The sequence below is a fragment of the Dactylosporangium maewongense genome, assembly GCF_039531485.1.
Classification (GTDB): Bacteria; Actinomycetota; Actinomycetes; order Mycobacteriales; family Micromonosporaceae; genus Dactylosporangium; species Dactylosporangium maewongense.
Genome location: NZ_BAAAQD010000004.1, coordinates 34,368 through 58,248, shown reverse-complemented (window position 1 = coordinate 58,248; position 23,881 = coordinate 34,368). Strand labels below are relative to the sequence as shown.

The 23,881-nt window shown below is 72.9% G+C and carries 18 protein-coding genes and 1 pseudogene; 9 read left to right on the top strand and 10 right to left on the bottom strand.

Annotated elements, in window-relative coordinates:
* Window positions 1-4 precede the first annotated feature (4 nt).
* The gene (locus tag ABD332_RS12405; protein ID WP_344501968.1) at window positions 5-1,615 is read right to left on the bottom strand and encodes a TerD family protein; all 1,611 of its coding nucleotides are present in this window, start codon (window positions 1,613-1,615) and stop codon (window positions 5-7) included.
* A gap of 104 nt (window positions 1,616-1,719) precedes the next feature.
* On the opposite strand from ABD332_RS12405, the gene ABD332_RS12400 reads away from it, so the two are divergent.
* Both ABD332_RS12400 and ABD332_RS12395 read left to right on the top strand, forming a co-directional pair.
* A complete protein-coding gene (locus ABD332_RS12400; RefSeq protein WP_344501967.1) occupies window positions 1,720-2,640 on the top strand; it encodes a hypothetical protein in 921 nt (306 codons plus the stop codon).
* 122 nt (window positions 2,641-2,762) lie between these two features.
* A complete protein-coding gene (locus ABD332_RS12395) occupies window positions 2,763-5,363 on the top strand; it encodes a glycosyl hydrolase family 18 protein (RefSeq protein ID WP_344501966.1) in 2,601 nt (866 codons plus the stop codon).
* A 45-nt stretch (window positions 5,364-5,408) separates the two neighbouring features.
* Here the strand turns inward: ABD332_RS12395 and ABD332_RS12390 are convergent, their stop codons facing one another.
* From ABD332_RS12390 to ABD332_RS12380, 3 genes are all read right to left on the bottom strand, one after another.
* A complete protein-coding gene (locus ABD332_RS12390; RefSeq protein WP_344501965.1) occupies window positions 5,409-6,260 on the bottom strand; it encodes an alpha/beta fold hydrolase in 852 nt (283 codons plus the stop codon).
* Window positions 6,261-6,287: 27 nt separating this feature from the next.
* The gene (locus tag ABD332_RS12385; RefSeq protein WP_344501964.1) at window positions 6,288-7,607 is read right to left on the bottom strand and encodes a condensation domain-containing protein; all 1,320 of its coding nucleotides are present in this window, start codon (window positions 7,605-7,607) and stop codon (window positions 6,288-6,290) included.
* Window positions 7,608-7,676: 69 nt separating this feature from the next.
* The gene (locus ABD332_RS12380; protein WP_344501963.1) at window positions 7,677-8,228 is read right to left on the bottom strand and encodes a hypothetical protein; all 552 of its coding nucleotides are present in this window, start codon (window positions 8,226-8,228) and stop codon (window positions 7,677-7,679) included.
* 111 nt (window positions 8,229-8,339) lie between these two features.
* On the opposite strand from ABD332_RS12380, the gene ABD332_RS12375 reads away from it, so the two are divergent.
* Window positions 8,340-9,605, top strand: a complete 1,266-nt coding sequence (locus ABD332_RS12375) for an MFS transporter (protein ID WP_344501962.1) — start codon at window positions 8,340-8,342, stop codon at window positions 9,603-9,605.
* Between the two features lie 31 nt (window positions 9,606-9,636).
* Here the strand turns inward: ABD332_RS12375 and ABD332_RS12370 are convergent, their stop codons facing one another.
* Entirely contained in the window at window positions 9,637-10,749 is a 1,113-nt protein-coding gene (locus ABD332_RS12370; protein ID WP_344501961.1) for a hypothetical protein, read from the bottom strand.
* A 68-nt stretch (window positions 10,750-10,817) separates the two neighbouring features.
* Entirely contained in the window at window positions 10,818-12,398 is a 1,581-nt protein-coding gene (locus ABD332_RS12365) for a DUF4139 domain-containing protein (RefSeq protein ID WP_344501960.1), read from the bottom strand.
* A gap of 189 nt (window positions 12,399-12,587) precedes the next feature.
* On the opposite strand from ABD332_RS12365, the gene ABD332_RS12360 reads away from it, so the two are divergent.
* Window positions 12,588-14,345: a TerD family protein gene (locus ABD332_RS12360; RefSeq protein WP_344502336.1), complete on the top strand. Its 1,758-nt coding sequence runs from the start codon at window positions 12,588-12,590 to the stop codon at window positions 14,343-14,345.
* Between the two features lie 89 nt (window positions 14,346-14,434).
* Here the strand turns inward: ABD332_RS12360 and ABD332_RS12355 are convergent, their stop codons facing one another.
* The 4 genes from ABD332_RS12355 to ABD332_RS12340 all read right to left on the bottom strand — a co-directional run bounded on the left by ABD332_RS12355 (window position 14,435) and on the right by ABD332_RS12340 (window position 18,727).
* Entirely contained in the window at window positions 14,435-16,591 is a 2,157-nt protein-coding gene (locus tag ABD332_RS12355; protein ID WP_344501959.1) for an MMPL family transporter, read from the bottom strand.
* 26 nt (window positions 16,592-16,617) lie between these two features.
* The gene (locus ABD332_RS12350; RefSeq protein WP_344501958.1) at window positions 16,618-17,463 is read right to left on the bottom strand and encodes a DUF4097 family beta strand repeat-containing protein; all 846 of its coding nucleotides are present in this window, start codon (window positions 17,461-17,463) and stop codon (window positions 16,618-16,620) included.
* A gap of 82 nt (window positions 17,464-17,545) precedes the next feature.
* Window positions 17,546-18,073: a ribbon-helix-helix protein, CopG family gene (locus ABD332_RS12345; protein ID WP_344501957.1), complete on the bottom strand. Its 528-nt coding sequence runs from the start codon at window positions 18,071-18,073 to the stop codon at window positions 17,546-17,548.
* Window positions 18,074-18,133: 60 nt separating this feature from the next.
* Window positions 18,134-18,727 (bottom strand): TetR/AcrR family transcriptional regulator, encoded by a 594-nt coding sequence (locus ABD332_RS12340; RefSeq protein WP_344501956.1) that lies wholly within the window; start codon window positions 18,725-18,727, stop codon window positions 18,134-18,136.
* A 110-nt stretch (window positions 18,728-18,837) separates the two neighbouring features.
* Between ABD332_RS12340 and ABD332_RS12335 the strand changes: the two genes are divergently transcribed.
* The 5 genes and pseudogenes from ABD332_RS12335 to ABD332_RS12315 form a co-directional block, all read left to right on the top strand.
* Window positions 18,838-20,322, top strand: coding sequence for an MFS transporter (locus ABD332_RS12335; protein WP_344501955.1), 1,485 nt, complete (start codon window positions 18,838-18,840; stop codon window positions 20,320-20,322).
* Between the two features lie 106 nt (window positions 20,323-20,428).
* Window positions 20,429-20,845: a membrane protein insertion efficiency factor YidD gene (yidD, locus tag ABD332_RS12330; RefSeq protein ID WP_344501954.1), complete on the top strand. Its 417-nt coding sequence runs from the start codon at window positions 20,429-20,431 to the stop codon at window positions 20,843-20,845.
* A 122-nt stretch (window positions 20,846-20,967) separates the two neighbouring features.
* Window positions 20,968-22,425: a family 43 glycosylhydrolase gene (locus ABD332_RS12325; protein ID WP_344501953.1), complete on the top strand. Its 1,458-nt coding sequence runs from the start codon at window positions 20,968-20,970 to the stop codon at window positions 22,423-22,425.
* Window positions 22,426-22,595: 170 nt separating this feature from the next.
* Window positions 22,596-23,699 carry an RNA ligase RtcB family protein gene (locus ABD332_RS12320; protein WP_344501952.1) on the top strand — a complete coding sequence of 368 codons (1,104 nt, stop codon included), beginning with the start codon at window positions 22,596-22,598 and terminating at the stop codon, window positions 23,697-23,699.
* 6 nt (window positions 23,700-23,705) lie between these two features.
* Window positions 23,706-23,855, top strand: a pseudogene (locus ABD332_RS12315) (transposase); the annotation flags it as partial.
* Window positions 23,856-23,881: the final 26 nt, after the last annotated feature.

Below are 23,881 nucleotides of genomic sequence, written 5' to 3'. Positions count from 1 at the left end.
AAAGTTAGATCCGGGCGCCCTTGGCGAGGTTGCAGCGGCGGCACAGCAGCTGCAGGTTGCCGACGCTGGTCGCGCCGCCGCGGCTCCACGGGATGACGTGGTCGAACTCGAGGTACTCGGTGGCCTGGCACTCCACGCACGCGCCGCCGTCGCGGCGCCACACCTCGGCCCGGATCGCCGGCGACACGGAGCGGGAGTCGCGCTGCGCCGGCGCCACCGCGGTGCGTTTCGCCACGCGCAGCACCCCGGTGAGCACGGCGGCCACGTACTCGGGGTCGCCGACCTCGTACGTGCCGCCGCCCCGGGAGGTGGTCGCGGCGACGACGACGGTGCTGTACTCGGGGCGCGCCTCGATGACCTTCGCCCAGACGAGGTCGGAGCCGGCGCTGTCGCCGACGAAGCGCAGCTTGGTGTTGGTGACGATCAGCCGGCCGCCGTCGCGCTTCGTGCCGCTGGCCAGCTGCCGTACCCGCGTCGCCGGCACCTCCAGGTGCAGGATCTCCTCCGCGTCGAGGTGCAGGGTGCTGGAGGTGACCCGGGGCACCTCGCCGCCGCTGATCAGCCCGAGCTCCAGGCCGCGCCGCAGCCGGCGGCGCATCTGGCTGATCGCGGGGTCGACGACGCCGAGCGCGCGGACCGCGTCGTCGAAGGCGTCCATCTCGTGCTGCTCGATCACCTCGTCCGCGAACGCGAACGTCAGCAGCTGGTGCAGGTGGTGCAGGGCGACGGGGCGCAGCGTCTCGCGGCCGGCGTCCTCGCGCACCCGGTGGTAGCGCAGCTCGGCCCACAGCTCCGACCAGGCCGGCTCGGCCGTGCCGGTGGCGGCGAGGACCCGGGTCGCCCTGGCCCGCCACACGTTGAGCACGTTGGCGATCTCGGGGTCGCACCGGCGGCAGGTGGACGGTATGCCGGCGTAGCTGCGGTACTTCGGCCCGCCGCACCGGCCGCAGACCGCCGGCGTGTCGTGGATGAGCGGAACCGTCTGCATCGTCCACTCGGTGCCATTCCACCACCGCAGCAGCGAAGGGTCATGAGGTGCGACGTACCAGTCGGGGCGCGGGCGCTCCGCCGGCAACGCACCCGACGCCTCGGCGACGGAGTCGTCAGCGTCGACCGAGACGCCGTAGTCGGTCGCCAGGCCCGCGAGGCCGGAGGACCAGCCTTGCCCGACGGCGCGGAACTTCCACCTGCCCTGCCGCCGGTAGAACTCGCCGAACACCATCGCGGTGACCGGCTCCACGTCGCGGACGGGGAACCGCGCGACGACCTGCCCGCGGCGGCCCTTCACGGTGACCTCGAGGCCGGGCACGGTGTCGAACGTGCCGTCGTCCATCGACCCCGCGATGACGACGCTCGCCACGTCCGCGGGGACCCGGGCCAGGTCGACCGCGAGGGTCGCCGCGCGCGGGCCGTCGGCGCTGAGCGACACCGCGCCGGTGGCGTCCCGCGGCTGGTTGTAGAAGACGAAGTCGGCGTCGCCGCGCACCTTGCCGCCCTCGCCGACCAGCAGCGCGCACGCGTCGACGGTCGCGCCGGCGCGCCAGGCCACGAGGGCCGTGACCGCCGTCTCGTCGATCGCGGTGTTCGCACCGCGGGCAAGTGCTGCGGTCGTCATGCGGGGCCACCTCCGGGGCGTGAGCGTAGCGACACGGTATCTCGCAGTCGATCATCGCGTCATACTCCCGACCGTCCACTTTGGAGAAGGTAGGCTTCGCCGGCATGGAGCCGTTCCCGCTGCCGCCGTGCGAGCCCGGCGGGACGGATCCGTCCGCCGCGATCGAGGCCTGGGTCGCCTCGCCCCAGATGCGCGAGCTCGTGGCCAGGTTCGGTGGTGCGGTGCCCGACGCGCCGGCGCGGGAGGCGCTGGACCACGTCACGGAATTCTCGAAGGTCTGGGACTTCAGGGCCGGGACGAAGGAGCGGTTCGACACCGCCCGCGTCGGCTACGGCGCGGACGACGAGCGGATCCGCGACCTCATCCACGCCCTCGGCAACGGCGGCCGCCCGAAGCCCGTCCATGAGCACTACGACCACGTCGTCGTCCTCGGCGGCGGCATCCGGGTCACCCTCGGCCGCGTCGACTTCACGGCGAGGCTGCTCCGCGGCGGCACGACGGCCGCGACCGTCGCCGGGCTGGGCAGCCTGCGGCACCGCGACGACCGGGAGCACCGGGAAGGCCTCCGCCTCGGCCTCGGCGAGCTGGAGACCGAGGCCGACATGATGACGGCCGCGCTGCGCCGGTTCCTCGACCTGCCGGAGCCGGCGAGGACCGAGACCGGCGACGGCTGGTGGCACCAGACGTGGCCGGACGGCGGCATCCACGTCCTGGCGGCCGCGTCGACCCGGCTCCCGCTGCGGGCCAGCACCGCCTGCACCCTGATCGGCTGGGCCGAGCACGTCAGCAGGCCCCTGCGGACGGACCGGGTGCTGCTGGTGACCAACGACCCCTACGTGCGGCACCAGCACTGCGACGCGGTCCGGCTGCTCGGCCTCACGTACGGCTGCGGCATCGAGACCATCGGCATGGACGACCTCGCGACGGCCGAGTGGGGGCGCCCCCTGGCGACCACCGAGCTGCTCCAGGAGGTCCGGTCCTCGATCCTCGCGATGCGCAACCTGTACAGCGCAGTCAAACAGTAAACGAAAGAAATAAGTCGCGTACTAAGGCTCTGCTAAGGCTGGCTCTTGCGCACCCTCGTCGATGCCGTTATACATCTAGGACACTTTACTGTTAACTTTATTAACGGTTGGCGGAGGGTTCTATGCGACGACGCACCCTGCACCTCTTGTCCGCCGCGACGGCGGCCCTCGTGGCCGCGTCCGCGGCGTTCTTCGTGACCACCGCCAACGCGGAGGTCGACCACGCTGCCTGCCGCCCGGACGGGCTCTACCCGACCGCGGGCGTCACCGTGCCGTACTGCAAGGTCTACGACACCAACGGCCGGGAGAACCTGGGCGCCGACCACGGCCGCCGGATCATCGGCTACTTCACCAGCTGGCGGACCGGCAAGAACGGCGCGCCCGCGTACCTGGCCAGCAACATCCCGTGGGACAAGATCACCCACATCAACTACGCGTTCGCGCACGTCGACGGCGCCAACAAGATCTCGGTCGGCACGCCGACGGCGGCGAACAACGCGGCGACGAACATGACGTGGCCCGGCGTCGCCGGCGCGGAGATGGACCCGGCCTACTCCTACACCGGCCACTTCAACCTGCTCAACAAGTTCAAGAAGCAGCACCCGGCGGTCAAGACGCTGATCAGCGTCGGCGGCTGGGCCGAGACCGGCGGGTTCTTCAACGACAACGGCGACCGGGTCGACTCCGGCGGCTTCTACCGGATGACGACCAACGCCGACAACAGCATCAACACCGCCGGCATCAACACCTTCGCCGACTCGGTCGTGACGTTCCTGCGCACGTACGGCTTCGACGGCGTCGACATCGACTACGAGTACCCGACGTCGAACGCGAAGGCCGGCAACCCGCTCGACTTCGCCCAGGCGGACGCGAAGCGGGCCGGGCTCAACGCCTCCTACCACCTGCTGATGAAGACGCTGCGGGAGAAGCTCGACGCGGCCGCCGCGGCGGACGGCAAGTACTACATGGTGACCGTCGCCGCGCCCGCCTCCGGCTGGCTGCTGCGCGGCCTGGAGTCCTACCAGGCGCTGCAGTACCTCGACTACGTCAACATCATGTCCTACGACCTGCACGGCTCGTGGAACCACTTCGTCGGCCCGAACGCGGCGCTGTACGACAACGGCGACGACGCCGAGCTGTCCCAGGGCGGCGTGTACGGCGCGTACTCCAACATCGGTTACCTGAACACGGACTGGGCGTACCACTACTTCCGCGGCGCGATGCAGTCCGGCCGGATCAACATCGGCGTCCCGTACTACACCCGGGGCTGGCGCGGCGTGACAGGCGGCACCAACGGCCTGTGGGGACGCGCGGCGCTGCCCGACCAGACGAAGTGCCCGGCGGGCACCGGCGGGGCCATCGGCTCGACGACCCCGTGCGGCAACGGCGCGGTCGGCATCGACAACCTGTGGCACGACGAAGAGCTCAACGCCGAGGTGCCGGCCGGCGCCAACCCGATGTGGCACGCGAAGAACCTGCAGGAGGGGCGGGCCGGTGACTACCTGGAGGCCTACGGGCTGACCCCGGCCACCGACCCGGAGGACCGCATCACCGGCACGTACACCCGCAACTACTCCAGCGCCCTCGTCGCGCCGTGGCTGTGGAACGCGCAGAAGCAGGTGTTCCTGTCCACCGAGGACGACCAGTCGCTCGGTACCAAGGCCGACTACGTCGTGAACAAGGGCATCGGCGGCGTCATGATCTGGGAGCTCGCCGGCGACTACGCGTGGGACGCGGCCCGCAACGAGTGGTACATGGGCAACACGCTGACGAACCTGCTCTACGACAAGTTCAAGACCGCCGCACCGTACGGCGCGAAGAAGGCCAACATCACGCTGCCGACGCAGACGCTCAACGTCGGGGTGCAGATGGGCGGGTTCGCGCTGGGTGACAACAACTACCCGATCAACCCCGAGCTGCGGCTGATCAACAACACCGGTGCGGCGATCCCGGCCGGCTCGCAGCTGGAGTTCGACTACCCGACCACCGCGCCCGGCAACCTCGGCCAGCAGTCCGGCTGGGCGCTGACCACCGTGTCGACCGGCCACACCGGCAGCAACGTCGGCGGCCTCAAGGGCGACTTCCACCGGGTGCGGCTCAACGTGCCGGCGATCGCCGCGGGCTCCTACGCCGAGGTGACGCTCAACTACCAGCTGCCGATCTCGGGCCCGTCGAACTTCACGCTCACCATCGGCGGCCAGACCTACGCGCTCGCCGCCGACTACGGCCGCGGCGGCACCGCGCCGACCGTCTCCCCCACCGTCTCGGGCAACCCGTCGACCGGCACCTGCACGGCGCCGCCGTGGGCGGCGGGCACGGTGTACACCGGCGGGAACCTGGTGTCGCACAACGGCCACACGTGGAAGGCGCAGTGGTGGACGCAGGGTGACACCCCGGGCACCAACGCGGTCTGGGTCGACCAGGGCGTCTGCTCCGGCACGTCCCCGACCGCCTCGCCGAGCGCGAGCAAGAGCCCGAGCACGTCCCCGAGCACCTCGCCCAGCGCGAGCACGTCGCCGAGCAGGAGCCCGAGCACGTCGCCGAGCACGTCCACGGGCGCCGGGTGCGCGGGCCTGCCGGTGTGGAACGCGGGCGCGGCGTACAGCGGCAACACGGTCGTGCAGTACAGCGGCCGCAAGTACCGCGCGAAGTGGTGGACGCAGGGCGAGAACCCGACGACCACCGGCCAGTGGGGCGTCTGGGAGGACCAGGGCGCCTGCTGATGACCGGGTCGTGCCGGGCCCTTCGGTAAGGCCCGGCACGACCCTTCAGGCGTGCGTCATGGCGGTGGCGCCGATGAACTCCATCGTCGCCGCCACCACCTCCTTCGGGTGGGTCCACGGAATGCCGTGCGGGGCACCCCGCAGCGTGATGAGGCGGGCGTCGGGCAGCATCGGCTGCAGGCGCCCGCCCGTCGCCGCGTAGGGCAGGACGCGGTCCTGGTCGCCCTGCACGATGAGCACCGGCACGTCGATGCGCGGCAGGTCGGGGCGGAAGTCGGTCAGCCAGGCGGCGACGCAGTCGTGGGTGCCCTTCGCGGAGCCCCGCGCGCCGATCTCCCAGTGTGCCCGGAACGCCTCCTCGCTCACCAGCGTGCCCCGGTTCTCGTCCCAGTTGAAGAACGCCTCGCAGAACTTCGTGAGGTACGCGAAGCGGTCCTCCAGGATCGCGGCCTGGATGCCGTCGAACACGCTGCGGTCCACGCCCTCGGGGTTGTCGGCGGTCTTGAGCAGGAACGGCGCGAGCGGCGCGAGCAGCACCGCCCGCGCCACCCGCCGGGAGTCACGGGTGCCGAGGTAGCGGGTCACCTCCCCGGTGCCCATCGAGTGACCGATGAGCACGGCGTCGCGCAGGTCGAGCTTCGTCATCAGCGCGTCGAGGTCGGCGGCGAGCGTGTCGTAGTCGTAGCCGGTCGACGGCTGCGACGAGTTGCCGAAGCCGCGGCGGTCGTACGTGATCACCCGGTGCCCGCTCGCCAGCAGCGGGATCGACAGCTTCTCCCAGGTGGCGCCGTTGAACGGGAAGCCGTGGATCAGCACGACCGGGCGGCCGGCGCCGTGGTCCTCGTAGTACAGGTCGATGGGGCCGGCGTTCTCCGTCCCGACGGTGATGTAAGGCATGCGGGTCAGTGCCCGTTCCCGCGCGGATTACGCCACCGGCTGGCCGGCGGCGTCCACGACGAACGCCTCCATCTCGTGCAGCAGCGCCCGCAGGTCCGGCAGGGACAGGAACTGGGTCTTGACGTCGACGGTCAGCTGGACCACGTCCGGCACGTCCTCGACGACGATCATGAGCTTCGGCCCCAGGGACCGCAGCGGCTCCTCCGACAACACCCGCGTCTCGGCGGGCACCGGCGCCGCCGGGCCGGCCGGCCGGGGCGTGCGCCGGTCGTTGTAGATGCAGGTGAGGTCGAGCTCCTCGCCGCGCTCCCGGCTGACCCGCTCGGTGAGCGCCGCGCGGGCCGCCGGGTCGTAGTAGGCGTACTTCGACGCGCTCATCGACGCCGTCCGGGCCCGGGCGATCGCCTCGTCGGGGCTCACCCCGGCGACGTCGAGGACGCACAGCCCGTCCTGGGTGATCGGGCTGACCACGTCGCGCAGCGCCGGCCGGAAGCGGTTGCTGATGATGTTGATCGCGACGAACGGGCCGGTGCCGGGCCGCAGCCGTTCGAGGCCGGCGGCGAAGGCGGCGAGCAGCACCCACGCCGGGTCGGCGCCGAGCCGGGCCGACACCGCCTCGGCGGCCAGGTGCATGGCGCGGGACCGCCACCGCAGCCGGCAGAACACCGGCGCCCCGCGGTCGGCGGGGGCGTCGAACATCGACGCCGGGATGGCGCGCAGGTGCGACTCCCAGTAGCGCATCGCCGCGGCGGTCTGCCGGGTCATCGCCGGCTCCTGCTGGAGGCGGACCAGGTCGAGCGGCTGGGGCGCCTCGTAGGGGCCGGCCGGCTCGCCGGTGACCTGGTCCCGCCCGGCCAGCTCCCGCATCATCACGGCGACCCCGCCGAGGTCGGCGGCGATGTGGCACATCAGCGCCACCACGTGCGTGACGGCGCCGTGCTGCCGGACCACGCCCATGCGCAGCGGCCACTCGCGCTCGTAGTCGAACTTGCGCTCCCGCCACCGGGTGGCGAGGTCCTCGGCGACCGCCGCCGGGTCGTCGTCATCGGCCGCGTCGAGCACCACCAGGGCGGTCTCGCCGGAGCCGGACACCTCCTGCGTCACCGTCCCGTCGTCCGCGAAGCGCAGCAGCGTCCGCATCGCCGCGTAGCGGCACATGAAGAAGCGCAGCTCAGCCGCGTAGTCCTCGGCGGTCCGCCCGCCGGTGACGGGCATCGCACCGCCCATGCTCATCGACGAGTCGATCTCGACCATCGCCGCCCACACCTGCCGCTGCCCCCAGGCGAGGGGGCCGGCACCGGCGCCGGGCCCCTCGAACCGCACGACGATCCGCGTCTCAGCATCCACGGAAGTTGATGTTGGCACAGGCGGCCGGGATTGAGATCCGCCGTTCGGTGACTGATGGCCGACCGGCCGTTACAGCGTCTCCGCCTCGGCCTGCGCGATCAGCTCCAGGGAGTCCTCCCGGCCGAGGCGCTGCTCGCACAGGTACCCGAACACCGACCATGTGGTGTCGATCACCACCTGCTCCGGAAACGCGCGGATCTCGTCCTCGTGGCCGAGCTGGGCGCGGATGAGCGCCACCGCCGCGTCCTGGTCGACCTCGACGTCGCGGGCCATGACCGCGACGTAGTCGGCGATCGCGTCGGGCGGGGTGTCCTCGTCGAACAGGCTGCACACGGCGAGCCGGATCGCGGCGGCCAGGACCTCGGGGTCCTTGTCGGCGTGCCGGTCGTGCTCCTGCGACTCGTCGGCGACCTGCTCGGCCGCGTCGTGGTCCCCGTTGAGCAGCGCCGCCACCACGGCACCGACCCGCGACCGCGGCTGCCAGCCGTCGCCGTCCCCGGCGCCGTCCCCGGCGCCGTCACCGGCCCCGTCCGCCGCCGTGCTCTCCGCCGTGCCCTCGGCCGCGCCGACCGGGTCCACCGGCGTGCCCGCGGCCGTGTCACTCCCCCACTCACTCCCCATGACCATGACTGTAGCCAAGGGACGCTCGGGACCCGACCGCGCTCCGTGGCCGAGGCGCTCCCTCATCGACAAACCTCCACATAGACGGGTCTCAGGCCGTAAGCTGCCGCCATGGCCGTGACGAGCCGCCACGTGCGCCGCCTCTACCTCACACTGGTGCTGCTCAACACCCTCGCCGTCACGTTCATCTGGGGCATCAACTCGCTGCTGCTGTTCGAGGCGGGGCTGAGCAACACCGAGGCCCTCGCCGCCAACGCGTGCTTCACGCTCGGCTACGCCGTGTTCGAGATCCCCACCGGGTCGATCGCCGACACGTGGGGGCGGCGGGCGTCGTACCTGCTGGGCGGCGGCACCCTGGCGGTCACGACGCTGCTGTACTGGCTGGCCTGGCGCCTGCACGCCGGGGTGTGGGTATGGGCGGGGGTGTCGGTCGTCCTCGCGGTCGGCTTCACGTTCTTCTCCGGCGCCACCGAGGCGTGGCTGGTCGACGCGCTGCACCACCTGCGGTACGACGGCCGGCTGGAGCAGGTGTTCGCGCGGGGGCAGGTGGCGGCCGGGATCGGCACCCTCGCCGGTTCGCTCGGCGGCGCGTACGTGGCGCAGGCGACCGACGTCGGCGTCCCGTTCCTCGTCCGGGCCGCGCTGCTGCTGACGCTCACCGTGGTCGCGTGGCGGGTCATGCACGACATCGGGTTCACACCCCGGCGGGGCAGCGGGCCGGTGAAGGACGTCCGGCGGGTGCTGACGGAGTCGGTGCGGCACGGCTGGGGGCGGCCGGCGGTGCGCTGGGTCATGCTCGGCTCGATGGTCGCCGCCGGGGTCGGCTACTACGTCGCGTTCACCATGAAGCCCTACCTGCTGCAGCTCGCCGGTGACAGGCGCGCCTACGGCCTGCTCGGCATCGCGGCGGCCGCCAACGCCGCGGCGCAGACCGTCGGCGGCCTGCTCGCGATGGCGTTCCAGTCGCTGTTCCGGTGGCGGATGTCGGTGGTCATCGCCGGGGTGGCGCTCAACGGCGCGCTGCTCGCCGGGTTCGGGCTGGCGGGTGGTGTACCGCTCGCGATCGCCCTCCTCGCGCTGCACAGCATGGTGTCCGCGGCGATCCTGCCGTCGCGGCAGGCGTACCTCAACGGCCTGCTGCCGTCGGACCGGCGGGCCACTGTGCTGTCGTTCGACTCGCTCGTCGCCAGCAGCGGCGGCGTGGTGACCCAGCCGGGGCTGGGCCGGGCCGCCGACCTGTGGGGCTACCCGACCTCGTTCGTGCTGGGCGGCCTGCTGCAGGTGATGGCGCTGCCGATGCTGTTCCTGGCCCGCCGGCACGAGGTCACGGCGGCGACCCGGACCGAGCCGGCGGAGGCGGTGCCGCAGCGCTCGTGAAGGGGCGCACGCTCGGCACCCTCCGCCGCCGTCAGGTCGTGGCCGACACGACGGAGCGGACGTAGTCCTCGAACTCCACGACCGAGTCGCCGGTCCACACCATGCCGTGCTCGCGGATGATGAACCAGTTCGTCGACTTCTGCCGCAGCTCCCGGAAGAACTGCCGGCCCGCGGCGAAGCGCCCGCCCTCGATCCGCGTGTCGGAGACGAGGTCACGGTGGCGCCGCCCGCGGGTCAGCTCCCGGTGGTGGAAGTGCACGAGGAGCCGCGGCCGCCGGCCCTGCATGGCCATCAGGCCGCTCAGCATCAGGAACTCGGGCGCGTCGGAGCTCGGCAGGCGCTCCCCCGTGTAGGTGAGGCTCTGCGTCCCCTCGTCGAACGAGGTGATCAGGTCGTAGTCGGCGGCGGTCATCCGCGACTTGTCGGTGACCGTCTGGGACACCAGCCAGTGCCCGTCGTGCGTGAACATGATCGAGCCGTCGGTGTAGGGCTTGCGCTGCCACAGGTGGTGGTCGCGGTGGATGCGGGCCAGCTCCGCGACCTCCCCGGCGTGCCGCACGCGCAGCCGGTCGAGCACGGCCCGGTCGCCCGGGTCGACGCTCTGCGTCGGGTGGTACTTGACCCGGACCGTCTCACCGATCGCGTTGGCGTGCACGTCCTGCCACGTGTTGGTGCGCAGCCCCCGGGCCAGGTCGAGGTGGTCGGGGTAGATCGCGTTGATGTCGAGGGCGTCGCACAGCTGAGGCACGACGGTGCGGGCCAGGGCGTAGTCGGGCCGGTCCTCGTGCGTCTCGGTCAGCGGGTACGCCGAGATGATGTTGGTCCTGGCGCCGGTCGCGGCGAGCGCCGCGAGGTAGTGCTGCTCCTCCGGCGACATCAGCAGCGGGTTCGTCGGCCCGTAGATGACATACGTGACGCCGCCCGGCCGCTCCTGCGGCAGCTTGCCGAAGGCGAGGGGCTCGGCGGTCACGCCGTACTCGCGGTGCAGCGCGCGGAACGCCGGCTGGATGATCTCCCGCAGCGCCCAGTCGCGGTGCGGTGAGGCCGGGTTCAGGACATAGCGATAGTGCAGCTCAGCGATATTGCGCTTGTACCGGAAGTCGTAAGCACGCAGCGGCGGGGCGGAAGTCATCGAAGTGACCACCCAGTGCACTGTACATCGGCGGGCCCCTGCCGCGCTCTCCCCCGCTACTTGCGCCGCCCCGGCGGTCGCTACTCGCGCCAGCCCGACAGCTCGGCGCCCTTGGCGGTCTCGACGCGGTAGCCGAGCCGCACCGTCTGGCTCTGCCCCTCGGGCACGACCAGGCGCCACGTGAGGACGCCGAGGTCGGTGCGCTCCGCCGGCGACGGCTCCAGGACGGTCTCCCTGACGGTGATCGTGTCGTGGCGGGCGACCGGCACCTGGTCGAGCACGGTGATCCGCACCGGGCGGCCGGTGTAGTTGCCGACGGTGGTGCGGTATTCGACCTCGCGGCGCCGGCTGGAGCCCAGCGTCGCCTTGGTCGCGGTGCGGCGGGTCAGCTCCCGCTCGACCCGGACCCGGTCGTCGAGGCCGAGCGCCAGCTCCAGCTCCTCCCCGGGCGCCCACGTCGACAGGGCGGTCTTGCTGACGAAGTCGGCCTCGTGGAAGACGGCCGCCTGCCCGGGCGGCAGCGTGTGCTGCGACGTGTTGGTCACCTTCGCCCGCAGGTGCACGTCGATGGAGTGCGACGGCGCGACGACGTGGTCGAGCTGGCTGCCGAGGTCGAGCACCAGCACCGTCGCGCGGGACGTGGTGCCGTCGGCGGGCACCGGGACCGCGCGGGCCGGGCGGTAGGTGGCCGCGACCGGCCCCTCCTCGACCCTGGCCTGCGCGATCTCGACCTCCGCGAACCCGTCGAACTGCTCCTTCGCCATCGCGCGGGGCGCCGGGGCCATCGCGGGCGCGGGAGCGCCACCGGGCGCGGCGCCGTAAGCCGCGAACGACTGCATCGGCGGCCTCGGCGGTGGCGGCATCAGCAGGTCGAGGTACCAGGGCTGCAGCTCGGGGATCCCGACGACGCCGGACGGGCGGGCCGTCGACAGCGCCAGCTCGCACTCCGGCCAGTCCTCGCCGGTGTGCTGCTCGACCAGGCCGAACCAGGTCAGGCGCAGCGTCTCGCCAGTGAGCCGCACGTCGTAGGTGGAGCGCCAGCCGGCGTCGGGCACCTGGTACGACAGGTCCAGCTGGACCGGCCCGGCCGCCGACACGGCGAGCGCGACGACCGCGTAGTGCGCGTCCGGCTCCCGCTTGCCCGACAGGTCCAGCAGCTGCCGGTCCAGGGCGGCGATCCGGTCGGCGGCCCGGGTGCGCCGGCGCTGCAGGTCGCGGACGCCGGCCAGGACCGACGACAGCTCACCGCCCATCGTGGCGGTGAACGCGGTGACCGTCTCCGCGGCGGCGTCGCCGGTGGCGAGGGCCCGCGCGTAGGCGCCGCTGGCCCGCTCGCCGAGGGTCGTCAGGAACGCCTGCCGCTGCCGCAGGACCGTCTCGGTGTCCGCGATCTCGGCCAGCTCGTCCTCGAGCGCGCGCCGCTCCTCCTGGACGGCCGTCACGGTGCCGTCGGACGGCTCGGCGTGGCGCTTGAGCACCACGTCGACGCCGAGGACGGTCGCCGGGCCGCGCCCGCTGACCCGGACCGAGTCGGTGTCCATGCCCATCGGCAGCGGGCCGATCTCGACGAGCTGCTCGCCGGCCTCGAGGGTGGCCTGGCCGCGCCGGGTGACGCGGGCCTGCCGGGGATAGACGGTGACCGCGACGATCTCGTTCTGCACCTCCCGCACGGTAACGCATGCCGTCACCACCGCCACCGCCGTTCGGGGCATGGCGGGTGACCGTTCCGCCCGCCGGCGCGCCACCGTTCGGCGCGGGTCGGCGACACGCCGCGCGGTGCGGCCGGGTTCCGCGGCGCGGTGGGTTCACAATCGCCTCCCGCCCACCGGAAGGACCCTGTTGTGACGGTCATGCTGACCCTGCCGGCCAGCGCGGCGACGCGGTACCCGCTGCGGTACGCCGTCGTCGACGTGGAGACGACCGGCCTGCACGCGCCCGGCGACCGGGTGCTGCAGATCGCCGTCACGCAGATGGAGTCCGACGGGACCCTCGGGCAGGTCTGGTCGACCCTGGTCGACCCCGGGCGCGACCCCGGCCCGGTGCACGTCCACGGGATCACGCGCGAGCGCCTCGCCGGCGCGCCCCGCTTCGACGCGGTCGTCGGGCACCTCGCGCGGCTGCTCGACGGGCGGGTGCTGGTCGCGCACAACGCCGCGTTCGACTGGAAGTTCCTGGCCGCGGAGGCGCACCGGGCCGTGCACCGCCTCCCGGTCAGCCAGCGGCTGTGCACGCTCGCGCTGAGCCGCCGCCTCGACCTGCCGACGGCGAGCCTGTCCCTGGCGGCGCTCGCCGCGCACTGGGGCGTGACGCAGGCCCGGCCGCACGACGCCGAGGACGACACCCGGGTCCTCACCGAGATCCTCCGGCACAGCCTCGCCGCCGCCGACACCCTCGCGGTCGAGCTGCCGCTGAGCGCCTGCGACCCGGCCGCCGCCGACCCGGTCTACCCGGCCCGGCTGCCGCGACCCGTCTGCCCGTGGGCGTGGCCGGGCCGCTGGACGCAGGGCCGCCGCCTGATCCAGGGCGCGAAGGTCGCCATCACCGGGAGCACCGCGACGGCCCGGGACGCCCTCGCGGCCCGCGCGACCGAGGCGGGGCTCGACGTGATGAACACCGTCAGCGGCAGGACCGGCCTGCTCGTCACCAACGACGCGACCGCCGCCACCTCGAAGCTGCGCGCCGCCGCCATGTACGCCGTGCCGGTCGTCTCCGAGGCCACGTTCGCGTCGCTGCTGGCGGACGTGGAGCCCGGGACGCCGAAGCCGGCGGACCGCCCCCGGGCCGGCGTGCCGTCGCAGCGGGCCGCCGCACCGGCGGGGCCGCTCGCCGGGCGGTGCCTGCTCGTGCTCGGCGGCACCCACGCCGAGGCGGCGGAGGTCCGCAACCGGATCGCCGACCTGGGCGGGATCGCCGCGGTCAACCTGACGGCCCGGGTCAACGGCGTCGTGGCCCTCCCCGGCGCGGACAACGACCGCCGCTGGGCCACCGCCACCGCCCTCGCCCTGCCCGTCCGCACCCCGGACGCCCTCGAACCGCCGGCCGCCGCACCCGACGCCGCGGTGGTCGAGCCGCCGCCGGCCGCGGCAGTGGTCCTGTCCCGGGGCGCCGTCATCGACCTGCCCGACGACGTCGAGGACTGGACGGTCGCCGTCAGCTGGCCGGCGGGCGCGGGCGCCGAGGTGGACGTGGTCGCGTTCCTCACCGACCAGGACGAGCAGGTCCGCGCCGACGCCGACTTCGTCTTCTACAACCAGCCCGCCGCGGCGGACGGGTCGGTGGAGCTGACCCTCGACGTGCCGCACGAGGCGCTCGTCGACGTCCGGCTCGGCCGGATCCCCGAGGACGTCACCCGGATCGTGCTCGCCGCCGCCATCACCGGCACGCACACGTTCGGGGACCTCGGACCCGTCGAGTTCGTCGCGCGGGCCGGTGACGGCGCCACCCACGCCCGCGCCACCCTCGACGCGGCCACCACCGAACGCAGCCTGCTGCTCGCCACCGTCTACCGGCGCGACGGCCGGTGGCGGCTGCGGGCGATCGGTCAGGGGTACGACCACGGCCTCGCCGGACTCGCCACCCTGCACGGCGTCGCCGTCGACGACGACTGACCCCCGCGTCGACGACGGCAACAGGGCGGCACCACCCCGGACGGTCGGGTCCGGGGCGGTGCCGCCGCTGCCGTTCGCGGCCTTCCTGGTCAGTGCGACCCGGCCGGCGCCTCCTGGCGCTTGCCGAGGTCGACGGCGGCGGTCCGGGCGGCGTCGCCGTGCCCCGGCCACCAGGCGGCGTGCCCGAGCAGCGCGGTCAGCGCCGGCACCAGGAACATCGACATCACGAACGCCGACAGCAGGATGCCGGCCGCCACCGAGAACCCGATCTGCCGCAGGAACGACACCGGGGCGAGGGCGAGGACCGCGAACGTGCCGGCGAGGATCAGGCCGGCCGCGGCGACGGACGGGCCGGCGTGCCGGACGGCGAGCGCCGCGGCGGCCCGGGGCTCGTTGCCGGCCCGCGCCTCCTCCCGCAGGCGGGCGATCATCAGGATGTTGTAGTCGGTGCCGATCGCCAGGACGAACAGGTAGAGCACGATCGGCAGCTGGAACGTCACCCCCGGCCGCCCGGCGAGGCTCTGGAACAGGTAGATCGCGGCGCCGAGGGTGGCGGCGAAGTTGAGCAGCACCGCGACCACCAGGTAGAGCGGCGCGACGACGCTGCGCAGCAGCAGGCCGAGGATGACCGCGATGAGCAGGGCCGCGACGGGCAGGATCACCGACAGGTCGCGATTGTTGGCCGCGTTGATGTCCGCGTAGATCGCCGTGGTGCCGCCGACGAGGACCTTCGTGCCGGGCGGCGCGACGGCGTGCAGGTCGGCGCGGAGGTGGTCGTGGACCAGGTCGATCGCCTCGTTGGAGGCCGGGTTGACCGACAGCAGCAGGGCGAAGCGGGCCACGGTCCCGCCGGCCGCGGTGACCGGTGGCTGGACGCCGCCGACCCCGGCGACCTTGGCGGCGGCGGCGCCGAACTGGTCGAGCTGCGCGGGGGTGAGCCGGCTGCCGTCGCCGGTGGTGAGGTACGCCTCGGTCGGGTCCAGCGCGCCCTGCGGAAAGCCGCGCTCCAGGTCGGCGGCGGCCTTCGCCGACTCGGTCGTGCTCGGGAAGCCGGCCGCGAAGTCGTAGTCCGCCTTGTACAGCAGGACCCCGCCGGCGAGCGCGACCAGCACGGCGCCGGAGGCGATCGCCGCGACCGCGGGCCGGCGGCCGAGCGCCGCGCCGATGCGCAGGAACGCGGTGCCCTTCGGCTCGCGCCGCCACGCCTTCGACGGCCAGAACGTCGCCGGGCCGATCAGGCTCACCAGGGCCGGGATCAGGGTCAGGCCGGTGACCAGCATGACGAAGACGGCGATGGCGAGCGCCGGGCCGAGCGAGCCGAACCCGCCGAAGCTCGCCAGCAGCAGCACCAGGAAGGCGACGATGACGGCGGCCGCGGCCGAGGTGATGACCTCACCGACCCGGGCGACGGCGTGCACCATCGCGGTCTTGCGGTCCTCGCCGGCGCGCAGCCGTTCGCGGTACCGGAAGAGCAGGAACAGCAGGTAGTCGGTGCCGATGCCGTACAGGACGATCAGCAGCAGCGTCTGCAGGCTCTGGTCGACGTTGAAGCCGAACGCCTTGCCGGCGGCCGCGATCAGGTTCGACGACACCTGCAGCACCACGCTGATGACGACGATCGGCAGCAGCGCGGCGATCGGGCTGCGGAAGATGATGAGGATCAGCACGATGATCAGCGCGAACGTGGCGGCGCCGACGACCGCGAACGCGGTGTTGAACGTGTCGTTGTTGTCGACGACCTGGGCCACCTGCCCGGCGACGCCGGCGCTGAGCCCGGTGCCGGCGAGGTCGGCCTTGATGACGTCGCGGGTCCCGGTCACCGCGTCCAGCTGCCCCTGCGCGTCGGTCAGGGCGGCGGTGATGGGCACGGTGACGAGCTGCACCAGGCCGTTGGGCGCGACGGCCTGCGGGCCGGTCTGCGCCTTGCCGATCCCGGCGACGTGCGCGCCGTCGATCGCGGTGGCGAGGGCGCCGACCCGGGTCTGGTCGGCGGCGGTCAGCGGCCCGCCGTCGGCGCGCTTCACCACGACGATCGCGGTGGACGTGGCCTGCTCCGGGAACGCGGCCTTGGCCAGGTTGATCGCCTGCACGGACTCGTAGCTGTCGGGCAGGAAGCTGCCCTGGTCGCCGCTGGTGATGTCGGAGAGGCCGGGCAGCAGGCCGATGATCAGCGCCGCGCCCACGAGCCAGCCGGCGATGACCCACCAGGCGCGCCGGACGACGAACTTGCCCCATCTGTCGAACATGGCGGTTCCTCCATTTGCGAAAGAGGTCAGGAGCGGCGGACGGTGATGTCGCCGTACGTGGTGCGGCCGCGGACCTCGACCGTCTCGTCGGTGGGCTCGGGCTTGGTGGCGCTGTCGAGCAGGTTGTGCACGCGGCCGAAGCCGGTGGTGACGTCGAGCCACGCGGCCGTGCCCTCGGCGATCCCGATCTCCAGGTCGCCCATCGCGGTGCCGAGGACGACCGAGCCGCGGGCGATCTCGCCGAGGCGGATGGCGCCGTTGGAGGTCTTCGCGTCGACGCCCGCGCCGGCCCGCTCGACGGCGATGTCGCCGTTGGCGTTGCGCACCCGTACGTCACCCGCGGCGGACGCGATCGTGGTGTCGCCGTTGGAGTTCTTGACCACGGCGGTGCCCCGCACGTCGCCGACGCGGACCTTGCCGGTGCCGGTGTGGATCTCGGCGTTGCCGGCGACCCCGCCGACGGTGACGTGCCCGGCCGCCGTGTCCAGGCGCAGCGGGCCGGTGTCCGCGAGCGAGACGTTGCCGGCGCCGGTCCGCACGCGGCACTCGCCGAGCCGGCCGTCGCCGCGGACGCCGCCGACCTGGAGCTCGGTGGACACCTGCGAGCCGCTGGGCAGCTCGATCGACACGTCGACCGACCTGGTCCGGCGGGAGAAGTCGAACAGCCGCGACCTCGGGCCGGTCACCCGCAGCACGCCGTCGGCGTAGTCGACCCGGACCTGCTTGGAGGCCTGCACGTCGGACTCGTCGGCGTCGTTGCTCGGGCGGACCTCGACGACGGTGTCGGTGCGGTCGCTCGCGACGATGCGCACGTCGCCGACGCCCAGCTCGACAGTGACAGAGATCGATTCGGGGGTACTGAATTCAGGCATGGTGGTCCCCACATCATGGGTAGGTGAGCCGTTTACGCAGCTCAGTGGTGGTGGAGCGCGGGTGATGACGAAACGGTGCGGGCTACCGCACCCAGCCGGTGAGCGCCTGCCTGGCCTGCGGCGCGGCCGCGGTGGGCTCGGCGCGCGGGTCGGACCGCTGGAGCGCGGCGGCGGCGGCCCGGCTCAGCCAGGCGTTGACCGAGCGGCCCTCCTTCGCGGCGGCCTCCTCGATCGCGGCCTTGAGCTGCTCGGGCAGCCGGACGTTGATCCGTGCGGCCGGGCCGTCCTCGGCGAGGAGCGGCTCGGCCGCCGCCAGGTCCGCCGCCGCCGTCGTGGTCTTGGCGTCCACCGGGGCCGGGGCCGGGGCGGGCGGCAGGGTCACGACGAAGTTCGGGTCGCGGCCCCGCAGCCGCAGCTCCACCGAGCCCGGCGCGAGGTCGAGGGTGATCTCGTCGGCGGCCGCGGACAGCGCCTCGAGCAGCGTCATGCGGATCGCCGACTCGAGCGGCCCGGTCAGCCGCTCGACCACCGCACGCGCCTCCTCCCCGCCGGCTTCGGCGAGGGTGGCGAACTCACGCCCGAGGTTGGCCACATACGAGTTCAGGTCCATGGCACCACTATGGCACGCACGTGGCACACGAGCAAGCCATCGTGTGCCAAAGTGGCACACTCAGGCGTCGCGCGGTGCCATGAGGGCCGTGAACATGTCGGTGAGGGGGCCGACGAGGTCGTCCTGGCCGGCGGAGGCGAGCGGCTCGAGAGCGGTCGAGGCGCGCAGCAGCGCGATGCCGATGGACGCGGCCAGGGCCAGCTGGGCCCGCAGGATCCCGGCGTCGTCGGGTCGCAGGCCGGCGGCCGCCGTCATCTTCTCGGCGAAGCGGCGCAGGATGTCGACCCGGATCGCCTCGGCCTTCTCGTCGCCAGAGGAGCGCAGCAGCAGGAGCAGCTGCGCGCGGTGCTGGGCGGCGTGCGGGCCGGCGAGGCGGGCCGCGATGTCGTGCGGGATCCGGTCCAGCGTCACGTCGCGGACGGTGCGGCCGAGCTCGTCGCCAACCCCCGTCAGGCACGCCTCGAACAGGCCTTCCTTCGACGTGAAGTACCGGTTGATGAGCGCGACGTTGACGCCCGCGTCGGTGGCGATGTCCCGCACGGTGGCGGCCGTGTACCCGTCCGCGGCGAACCGGCGGCGGGCCGCCTCCAGCAGCAGCCGGCGGGTCGCCGCGGCGTCCCGGCGGCGCACCCCGGTCGCGTCCTCACTCGTCACGCCACCAGGGTAGACGCCGTCCGGTGTGACGTAAACGATTGTTGACTTAGCTCGCGCGCCGCCCATACTTGGCAAGTCAGCAATCGTTTACATAGCTCCGCGAGGACCTCATGACGCGAACCCTGGAACCGCCGGCCACCGCCCGGCACGCCAACAGCACGCTGCTGGTGGTCTACCTGTCGCTGGGCGGCCTGGCCTTCGCGGTGCTCCAGTCGCTGGTGGCGCCCGCGATGTCGACCATCGCCCGCGACCTGAACGCCTCGACCGCGGACATCAGCTGGATCCTGACCGCATACCTGCTGTCGGCCTCCGTGCTGACCCCGATCCTCGGCCGCCTCGGCGACATGGCCGGCAAGCGCCGCGTCCTCATCGGCGTCCTGGCCGTGCTCGCTGCCGGCACCCTGCTCGCGGCGCTCGCCCCGAACCTCGCGGTGCTCATCGTCGCCCGCGCCATGCAGGGCGCCGCCGGCGCGATCCTGCCGCTGTCCATCGGCATCGTCCGCGACGAGCTCCCCCGCGAGAAGGTCGCCGTCACCGTCGGCCTGCTGTCGGCGATCTTCGGCGTCGGCGCCGGTGTCGGCATCGTCGGCGCCGGGCCGATCGTCGAGCACCTGTCGTGGCACTGGCTGTTCTGGCTGCCCCTGGTGCTGGTCGCGGTGGCGCTGCTCGGCGCGATCTTCGGGATGCCGGAGTCGCCGGTGCGCACCCCGGGCCGCCTCGACGTGCTCGGCGCCGGGATCCTGTCCGTGTCGCTGGTGTCGCTGCTGCTCGCGATCAGCAAGGGCCAGTCGTGGGGCTGGACCGACGGCAAGACCACCGGCCTGCTCGCGCTCGGCGTCGCCACCCTCGTCGGCTTCGTGCTGGTCGAGCTGCGGGTGAAGGAGCCGCTCGTCGACATGCGCCTGATGTCGATCCGCGGCGTCTGGGCCACCGACCTCGTCGCCCTGATCCTCGGCTTCGCGATGTTCGGCACGTTCCTGCTCGTGCCGACCCTGCTGCAGCTGCCCGCCGCCACCGGCTACGGCTTCGGCAAGTCGGTGTCGGAGTCCGGCCTCTTCCTGCTGCCGACGGTCCTCATGATGGTCGTCTTCGGCCCCATCGCCGGCCTGCTCAACCGCCGCTTCGGCCCGAAGGTCCCGATGTTCCTCGGCGCCGCCGCGGTCGTCGCCGCCTTCGCCCTCCCGGCCGTCGCCCACGGCGCCGTCTGGCAGGTGCTCGCCTCGGGCGTGCTCACCGGCGCCGGCATCGGCCTGTCCTTCGCCGCCATGTCCAACGCCATCATCGAGAGCGTCCCGGCCGCCCAGACCGGCGAGGCCAGCAGCGTCAACACCATCGCCCGCACCATCGGCAGCAGCATCGGCACCGCCGTCGTGGCCGCCGTCATCACGTCCAAGAGCACCCCGCGCGGGCTGCCGACCGACGCCGCCTTCACCACCGGCTTCTGGGTCTGCGCCGGCGTCGCGGTCCTCGCGGTCGTCGCCTCGCTCGCCCTGCCGTCCGCACACCGCCGCCACGAGGAGGCCGTCGCCGCCGGCGTCAAGGACCTGCCCCCGGAGCCGGCCGAGCTGCACCTGCCCCACCTGCACAGCCGCTGACCCTCAGGCGGGAGGGCCGGGCTTGTCCGCTGTCCGTTGTCCAGTACGGACGGACAGCGGACAGCAGGCTTGATCAACGTTGCGGGGGCACGACACAATGCCGCCCGTGGAGACGGAGAACGAGGGCCAGCGCAGGCAGCGGTGGTGGGACGGGTGTGAATCCCTCGGCGGCTGCGACGTGCCGGGCTGCGACGGGTGTGACGGCTGCGACGTGCCGGGCTGTGACTGCAACTTCATGCTGGGCACGATGCTGCTCGGCACGATGGCGGTCAGCGCGCCGACGCGCAAGCCGCTGCGCCGGGCCAGCGGGCCCGGGCGGGCCGGCATGGTGGCGATCCGCGGGTACCAGCGCTGGCTCTCGCCGCACCTGCCGACGCGGTGCCGGCAGATCCCGACGTGCAGCAACTATGGCATGGAGGCGGTGCGCCGCTACGGGCTCGTCGTCGGGTCGCGGCTGACCGCGGCCAGGATCCGCCGGTGCAACGCGTCGACCCCCCGAGGCACGGTCGACCAGGTGCCGTAGGCACCAGTCATGTTCGCGTTCACACGAGGAGCGCGCAAGAACACGACGACAGCGCCGGACCGTTGACAAGAGCCGATGTGAGCGCAAACATGACGTACCCCCCGCCGCCACGAGGAGTCTTCATGCGCCGCCGTCTGCTCGCGGTCCTTGCCGCCCTGATCGCCACGTCCGCCGCGCTGGTGGCCACGCTCGTGGTCACCCCAGGGCCCGCCGCCGCGTCGCCCGCCGGGCAGTTCACCAACCCGCTGGTCAACCAGCGCGCCGACAGCCAGATCGTCAAGCACACCGACGGGTACTACTACTTCACCGCGACCGTCCCCGAGTACGACCGGATCGTCCTGCGCCGGGCGACGACCCTGCAGGGGCTGTCGACCGCGGCCGAGACCGTCATCTGGCGCAAGCACTCCAGCGGCGTCATGGGCGCGCACATCTGGGCACCGGAGATCCACTTCATCGACGGCAAGTGGTACGTGTACTTCGCCGCCGGCGCGACCGACAACGTCTGGGCGATCCGCATGTACGTGCTGGAGGGCACCGGCGCGAACCCGCTCACCGCGACCTGGACCGAGAAGGGCCGCATCACCACCGCCTGGGACACGTTCGCCCTGGACGCCTCGACGTTCGTCGCGGGTGGCGTCCGGTACCTGATCTGGGCGCAGTCCGAGCCCGGCATCGCGACCAACTCCAACGTGTACATCGCGCGCATGAGCAACCCGTGGACCATCACCGGCACGCCGGTCCGGATCGCGACGCCCACCCTCGACTGGGAGAAGCGCGGGTACGCGGTCAACGAGGGCCCGACCGTCATCCAGCGCAACGGGAGGATCTTCCTCACGTACTCCGCCAGCGCCACCGACGCGAACTACTGCCTCGGCCTGCTGACGGCGTCCGCGTCGGCGAACCTGCTCAGCGCGTCGTCGTGGGTGAAGAGCCCGCAGCCGGTCTTCACCAGCAACGCGTCGACCGGCCAGTACGGCCCCGGGCACAACTCGTTCACGACGTCGGAGGACGGCCAGAGCGACATCCTCGTCTACCACGACCGCAGCTACCGCGACATCAGCGGCGACCCCCTCAACGACCCGAACCGCCGCACCCGCGTGCAGAAGCTGTACTGGAACGCCGACGGCACCCCGAACTTCGGCATCCCGGTGCCCGACGGCGTCACGCCGGTGCGGCTGCAGTCGTACAACTCCGCGGGCAGCTTCGTGCGGCACTACAACTTCCGGGCCCGCATCGAGGCGAACGTCACGCCGCTCGCCGACGCGCAGTTCCGCATCGTGACCGGCCTCAACGGCGGCGGCACCGTGTCGCTGGAGTCGACGAACTTCCCCGGCTACTTCCTGCGGCACCGGAACTTCGAGGTGTGGGTCGAGCGCAACGACGGCTCGGCCACGTTCAAGGCCGACGCCAGCTTCTTCCGCCGGGCCGGGCTCTCGACTGGCACTGGCAGCGACGCGGCGGTGTCGTTCGAGTCGCAGAACTTCCCCGGCCGGTACGTGCGGCACAGCGGCGCCGACCTGTTCGTGCAGACCGCCACCGACGCGACGAGCCGCGCCGACGCCACCTTCACCCTCGACTGAGCGCGACGCACGCCCCGGCGCTCCGGAGATCCCGGGGCGCCCGGGCGCGGGGGCACCGGGGCGCCGAAAACCGGTTGCCGCGGCCGGCGGGTTCCAACGATCATGGACGGCATGACGCGCTGACGGACATCCCGTGTTGCCATGCCCCTCCTCCCGCTGAAGCGAGGACCATGTCCGCCACCGTCTCCGTGTTCGCCGGCCCCGGCAGCTGGATCGAGTCCGACGCCGTCGCGCAGTGCCACCAGGTCGCCGCGCTCGACGGCATGCTGCACGTCGCCGGCATGCCCGACCTGCACCCCGGCAAGGGTGCGCCGATCGGCGCCGCGATGGCGTCGACGGTGCTGTACCCGCTGCTCGTCGGCTCCGACATCGGCTGCGGCATCGCCGTGTTCCCGATCGGCCTGAAGCGGCCCGTGCCGGAGAAGCTCGCCGCGAAGTTCCCCGACCCGGACGTCCCCCTGGACCCCGGCCTCGTCGACGGGGAGATCCCCGGCGGTCACGTCGAGGGGCTCGGCACCGTCGGCCGCGGCAACCACTTCGTGGAGCTGGCGAAGGTCGGCACCGTCCTCGACGAGGGGCACGCCGCCCGGCTCGGTCTCACCGCCGGCGACCTGGTGCTCGTCGTGCACAGCGGGTCCCGCGGCTTCGGCGAGCGGATCCTGCGCGCGCACACCGAGGTCCACGGCGCCGGACCGGCCGCCGACCCGGCCGCGTACCTGGCGGCGCACGACGACGCGGTGCGCTGGGGCTCGCTCAACCGGCGGCTGCTCGCGGCCCGGGTCGCCGACGCCCTCGGCGCGCAGCTGTCCGAACCCGTCGTCGACCAGTGCCACAACCTCGCCGAGGTCCGCGCCGGCGAGGACGGCGACCGCGTCTACCTGCACCGCAAGGGCGCCGCGCCCGGCGATGGGCAGGACGTGCTGGTCGCCGGCACCCGCGGCACCCCGTCGTACCTCGTCGCCGCGCACGCCGGCGCGGAGGCGAACCACTCGGTGGCGCACGGCGCCGGCCGCAAGATGTCCCGGGCCGACGCCCTGCGCCGCGGCAAGGCCAAGCACACGGTCGAGGAGCTGCGCCGCACGCCGGTCGGCTCGCTGGTCGTGTGCGGCGACCGGCAGCTGCTCTTCGAGGAGGCGCCGACCGCGTACAAGCGCATCGAGCAGGTGATCGGCGACCTGGAGGCGCACGGCCTGGCCACCCCGGTGGCCACCACGGTCCCGCTGGTCACGTACAAGACGGCCGAGGCGGGACCCCGCGAGCGCCGCAGGCGCTGAGCCGGGCGGCAGCTGAGCGACGGCATCCGGCGGCGGATCCGGGTGGGCTCCCCGTGGCGTGACGTGCCCGCCGATGATGGGCCGTGGCAGACGGTGTACTGGTTGTCCCGCCGGTGGCAGCGCGACGGCACCTGGCACCTCATCTGTTCAGGAACCTCGTACTGTTACCAACGTCCGTGGGC

Bases quoted from the DNA above. Each gene is read 5' to 3' on its own strand.
- ABD332_RS12320 (WP_344501952.1), top strand. From the start codon at position 22,596: ATGTCCGCCACCGTCTCCGTGTTCGCCGGCCCCGGCAGCTGGATCGAG.
- ABD332_RS12325 (WP_344501953.1), top strand. From the start codon at position 20,968: ATGCGCCGCCGTCTGCTCGCGGTCCTTGCCGCCCTGATCGCCACGTCC.
- ABD332_RS12375 (WP_344501962.1), top strand. From the start codon at position 8,340: ATGGCCGTGACGAGCCGCCACGTGCGCCGCCTCTACCTCACACTGGTG.
- ABD332_RS12360 (WP_344502336.1), top strand. From the start codon at position 12,588: ATGCTGACCCTGCCGGCCAGCGCGGCGACGCGGTACCCGCTGCGGTAC.
- ABD332_RS12335 (WP_344501955.1), top strand. From the start codon at position 18,838: ATGACGCGAACCCTGGAACCGCCGGCCACCGCCCGGCACGCCAACAGC.
- ABD332_RS12345 (WP_344501957.1), bottom strand. From the start codon at position 18,073: ATGGACCTGAACTCGTATGTGGCCAACCTCGGGCGTGAGTTCGCCACC.
- ABD332_RS12390 (WP_344501965.1), bottom strand. From the start codon at position 6,260: ATGCCTTACATCACCGTCGGGACGGAGAACGCCGGCCCCATCGACCTG.
- ABD332_RS12355 (WP_344501959.1), bottom strand. From the start codon at position 16,591: ATGTTCGACAGATGGGGCAAGTTCGTCGTCCGGCGCGCCTGGTGGGTC.
- ABD332_RS12395 (WP_344501966.1), top strand. From the start codon at position 2,763: ATGCGACGACGCACCCTGCACCTCTTGTCCGCCGCGACGGCGGCCCTC.
- ABD332_RS12405 (WP_344501968.1), bottom strand. From the start codon at position 1,615: ATGACGACCGCAGCACTTGCCCGCGGTGCGAACACCGCGATCGACGAG.
- ABD332_RS12400 (WP_344501967.1), top strand. From the start codon at position 1,720: ATGGAGCCGTTCCCGCTGCCGCCGTGCGAGCCCGGCGGGACGGATCCG.
- ABD332_RS12350 (WP_344501958.1), bottom strand. From the start codon at position 17,463: ATGCCTGAATTCAGTACCCCCGAATCGATCTCTGTCACTGTCGAGCTG.
- ABD332_RS12380 (WP_344501963.1), bottom strand. From the start codon at position 8,228: ATGGGGAGTGAGTGGGGGAGTGACACGGCCGCGGGCACGCCGGTGGAC.